Source organism: Microvirga massiliensis (genome assembly GCF_001006805.1).
GTDB lineage: Bacteria > Pseudomonadota > Alphaproteobacteria > Rhizobiales > Beijerinckiaceae > Microvirga > Microvirga massiliensis.
Genome location: NZ_LN811382.1, coordinates 12,378 through 15,875, shown reverse-complemented (window position 1 = coordinate 15,875; position 3,498 = coordinate 12,378). Strand labels below are relative to the sequence as shown.

Here is a 3,498-nt window from a genome sequence, read left to right as displayed (position 1 = left end):
GGGAATCCCGGCGCGGTTCACCGCCGTCACCTCGGGGTGCTCTGCCAGGGTGCCGCAAAAGACGGCCCGCCGGGACGATCCAAGCGGGCAGAGTGGCCCTTCAACAACTCAACGACGCAAGCCCTAACGCAACGTAAGGCGCTCCGCCAAGGTGATCTGCCAGGACGCTCATGGATTGCTCGCCCGGGTTAACCTGGCCTCCTCCTGGGGCGGTGGGCAGGCCGTGAGAGGGCCACGGATCTGCCTCTGGAAAATACCCGCTCGACAGCCCCGTTCCTGGCCGGAGGACGGCCTTCTGTTGGCGAGAGCGGGCCATCACGGATGAGCCGGATGCTCGTCCACGAGGGTTCCGATCAGGCGCAGGAGTTCCTGCTGCTCCGGACCCAGTCCGGTACTCAGGAATTCGGCGATTCCGACATGCTCGACCTGCCCGCCGGGCGATGTTGGCCTCGTGGCACACGAACACCGCGCCGGACGGATGCCGGATCAGATATCAGTGGTCGCCATTCGGACTGTCATAGAGCTTGCGGGCCTTCTTCATGCGGGTGATCCGAGGCTCAGGCTAGCCAGCGCCGCTTTCGTGACATTGTCAGGGCCGAGGTCCGGAGCGCCGTCGAGGCCCAACAGTTCGGGCAGCCGGTGCCGGGCGCGGTTGACGCGGCTCTTGATCGTGCCGACGGGAACGCCGCACACCGCGGCGGCTTCCTCGTAGGACAGGCCCTGCGCGGCCACGAGCAGCAGCGCCTCACGCTGGTCCAGCCGCAGCTTGGCAAGCGCCGCCCGGAGGTCGTCGACGTCAAGATGGTCCTGCTGGTCGGGATACGCCCTCAGGGTGGCGGCGTAGGACCCGTCCCCATCCTCGACCTCCCGCTTGCGCTTCCGCCACTCGGACAGGAGCACGTTGCGCAGGATGGTGAAGAGCCAGGCCTGGAGATTGGTGCCCGGCGCGAAGCGGTACGTGTTCGCCCAGGCGCGCAGGATCGTCTCTTGCACGAGATCGTCGGCAAGAACCGGATCGTTGCTCAGCGAGAGCGCAAATGCGCGCAGGCTCGGGAGCGCCGCAAGCATCTCGTCGCGTAGGGAGGGTTCAACAGTCATTGTCAGCGCCCTTCCGCTCGAACTCGCGGACGAGGTGCAGAAGATGGGCGGGCACGGGCCGGGCCAGCAGGTCCGCCCACATGGCGCGCAGCCCCGCGATGATCCGGTCCTGTGCTTCGACCTGAGCGCTCCGGCGCGGGCTGCTGCTCTGCACACCGGTCGTAGCAACAGGCTGGCTCTGCGACCGGTCTCCCGTCGCGCTGCGCGCCATGGCGGCGTTCCTCCGATTTCGCTCTCTTGCCGGAGCTACGCGAGGAACGGGCCAGTCTCGGCCCCGTTCCCGAGGAATAAACGATTTCTAACCCACGTTACAGGCTCGCTGGAACCCGAGGTCGGCCACGCTGTTGGTCTGGCATCTCTCGCCGGGTTCTCGCCTGCCGGAGGCGGTGCGCTCACCCCGGATGCACTCACTCAAATAGCCGCCCTAACCGTGAGCAGCGTAGGGCGGCGGCGACCCCGGCGAGAACCCTCCGAAATCCCTCCGAAACCCCAGACGCTGGGTGGCTGCATGTGCGCCGGCCCGGTGAGACGAACCGACGCTCGGCAGGGCAGGGATGGCTCGGGCCAATGCCCCGGCACCTCTTGTCCCCTGGAACCAGATCGGAATTCTTGGTGCTGCGCGGTGCCTGCCTCGGTGGTGGGCATCCCGCCGACGCTGATGGCCGGCATCTACGGCATGAACTTCAAGGTCATGCCCGAACTCGACTGGGCGTGGGGCTACCCGTTCGGGCTGGCGGTGATCCTGGTCAGCGCCGTCATTCCGCTGCTCTGGTTCAAGTGGCGCGGCTGGTTCTAGCCCGCGGTCCGTGACTTGTCCTCGGCCGCAGTCGCCCGATGAACCCTGGTGCGTGAGGATGGACAATGATCTCGCGGTCCGGCTCACACAGGACAAGCCGCGATCTGGCGCACGCGGTATCGTGAGAGCTGCGACGGCCATAGAGAATCGTCATGATCGCTGTTTCGCCTGTCGCGGCGCGGTTTGGCCTCAAGCTCGTGACGTTTGTTGTCATCGGAGCCTGCCAGATCGTGGCCGGATACCCGAGCTCCTTCTTCGACCTGGCGGGGCTGTCCGGAGCGCTGTGCCTCGGTCTCGCGCTTGGGCGGGGTGAATGGCCCTTCGGCCGGTCTCTCACCTACTGGGATGAGGCCACCTGGTTCGGGTTGGTTGCGTGCCTGGAATGAGGAAGCCCTGCTGCCCTGGTGGTCGCCGATCCAAACACGGATCGGCGGTTGCGTGGTGAACATCATCGAGGACAGGCATGCCGACACACCCCGGGGCCTCGACCCAGGCGTGAGAAACCCGGGCTCTCATCGAGACGAGATTCATCTCCGATGTGCGACCCAGTCGGTGCACAACCCGACCCGCGAACGGATCCGGGAACCCTGCGTGCGATCAACGAGGCTCCTGGGGCGATGCTCCGGCGCACCCGCGCTTGGCAATCGCCGTCAGAGGATTACGATGCCGGGCCATGAGGCACGCGGAGTTCCGCATCGGCCACGAGTTCCGGACCTCGAGCGGCGCACGGTGGCGCTGCACCGACATCGGGCAGCGGACCATCGTCGCGATCCGCGTCGATCCCGTCGAGCTCCCGGTGATCGAGGACGGTCACCCGCGAACGCGGCGGCTCACGCAGGCCGAGGCCGAGCAGGAAGGTTGGTTCGAGGGCCCGCCCTGCAAGGTCCCAGAGGTGGTCTTCGACGAGGCCGACCTCGAGGACTGCGAACCCGCTTGAGCGATGTTCCGGGATGGATGATTCCGCGTCCCGGAAAGGCGGCTGTCGGAACTTAGAGACGCCCGGATGAGCGGACTGGACGAGACTGAGGCCGAGGAAGCGTTGCGCCAAGCAGAAGGCCCTGATCACGCGCCTGAAGGCTGCCGGACAAAACACGGCAGAGGCCGAGCAATTGCCGGCCTCAAGGGAGAGGATTGAAACCTGCTATGCGCTCACACCCATGAGTGCCGTTTGGACGGCGGCAAGGCCGCATGCGCCCGCCCGCCTGCGCCTGTGGGCCGTCTCGCTTGACCACAGGCGGTAGAGGTAGCCGTCGAACTCCCGCGGGAGTGCCGCGTCCCCGAGGAAGGCCGGCTTGTCCTGCCGCTCGTGGTAGGCGGCCCGGAGCTGGCGGGCGAGGTGCTCCTGGATGGGTCGAGGGAGCGCCGCGTCAGGGCTGCTTCGCCCCTTGCGGACTTTCGCCGGAAGATCGTGATGTTGCTCGTCGGTCATGGATGGTCCCGCCCAAAACCCAACAACGCCCTTCAGTCACGTGGGTTTCGACCGGGATGGGGGCACGGGACGAGCGGCCCTGACCCCGACCGTCACGGGCACGACCCCAGAGCCGCCCCCGACCGGCCCCGGTGACTCGACGGGAACGAAAAAGGACACCACTCACATCGCGATC

At 66.8% G+C, this 3,498-nt stretch carries 5 protein-coding genes and 1 pseudogene; 3 read left to right on the top strand and 3 right to left on the bottom strand.

The features are described from left to right. Positions 1-537 precede the first annotated feature (537 nt). Both BN1233_RS42180 and BN1233_RS42175 read right to left on the bottom strand, forming a co-directional pair. The gene (locus BN1233_RS42180; protein WP_046869669.1) at positions 538-1,098 is read right to left on the bottom strand and encodes a sigma-70 family RNA polymerase sigma factor; all 561 of its coding nucleotides are present in this window, start codon (positions 1,096-1,098) and stop codon (positions 538-540) included. Continuing rightward, positions 1,088-1,309 carry a hypothetical protein gene (locus BN1233_RS42175; protein WP_046869668.1) on the bottom strand — a complete coding sequence of 74 codons (222 nt, stop codon included), beginning with the start codon at positions 1,307-1,309 and terminating at the stop codon, positions 1,088-1,090. The genes BN1233_RS42180 and BN1233_RS42175 overlap by 11 nt, the downstream gene beginning before the upstream one ends. 420 nt (positions 1,310-1,729) lie before the next feature. Here BN1233_RS42175 and BN1233_RS45815 point away from each other — a divergent pair. From BN1233_RS45815 to BN1233_RS42165, 3 genes and pseudogenes are all read left to right on the top strand, one after another. Further along, positions 1,730-1,894 (top strand): annotated as a pseudogene (locus BN1233_RS45815) (CorA family divalent cation transporter); the annotation flags it as partial. Positions 1,895-2,046: 152 nt separating this feature from the next. Then, positions 2,047-2,280: a hypothetical protein gene (locus tag BN1233_RS42170; protein WP_046869667.1), complete on the top strand. Its 234-nt coding sequence runs from the start codon at positions 2,047-2,049 to the stop codon at positions 2,278-2,280. Positions 2,281-2,567: 287 nt separating this feature from the next. Beyond that, the gene (locus tag BN1233_RS42165) at positions 2,568-2,831 is read left to right on the top strand and encodes a hypothetical protein (protein ID WP_046869666.1); all 264 of its coding nucleotides are present in this window, start codon (positions 2,568-2,570) and stop codon (positions 2,829-2,831) included. A gap of 204 nt (positions 2,832-3,035) precedes the next feature. On the opposite strand, the gene BN1233_RS42160 is transcribed toward BN1233_RS42165, so the two are convergent. Next, positions 3,036-3,323, bottom strand: a complete 288-nt coding sequence (locus BN1233_RS42160) for a hypothetical protein (RefSeq protein ID WP_147707863.1) — start codon at positions 3,321-3,323, stop codon at positions 3,036-3,038. Positions 3,324-3,498: the final 175 nt, after the last annotated feature.

Coding starts and splice junctions, on each gene's coding strand:
- BN1233_RS42160 (WP_147707863.1), bottom strand. CDS start 3,323: ATGACCGACGAGCAACATCACGATCTTCCGGCGAAAGTCCGCAAGGGG.
- BN1233_RS42165 (WP_046869666.1), top strand. CDS start 2,568: ATGAGGCACGCGGAGTTCCGCATCGGCCACGAGTTCCGGACCTCGAGC.
- BN1233_RS42170 (WP_046869667.1), top strand. CDS start 2,047: ATGATCGCTGTTTCGCCTGTCGCGGCGCGGTTTGGCCTCAAGCTCGTG.
- BN1233_RS42180 (WP_046869669.1), bottom strand. CDS start 1,098: ATGACTGTTGAACCCTCCCTACGCGACGAGATGCTTGCGGCGCTCCCG.
- BN1233_RS42175 (WP_046869668.1), bottom strand. CDS start 1,309: ATGGCGCGCAGCGCGACGGGAGACCGGTCGCAGAGCCAGCCTGTTGCT.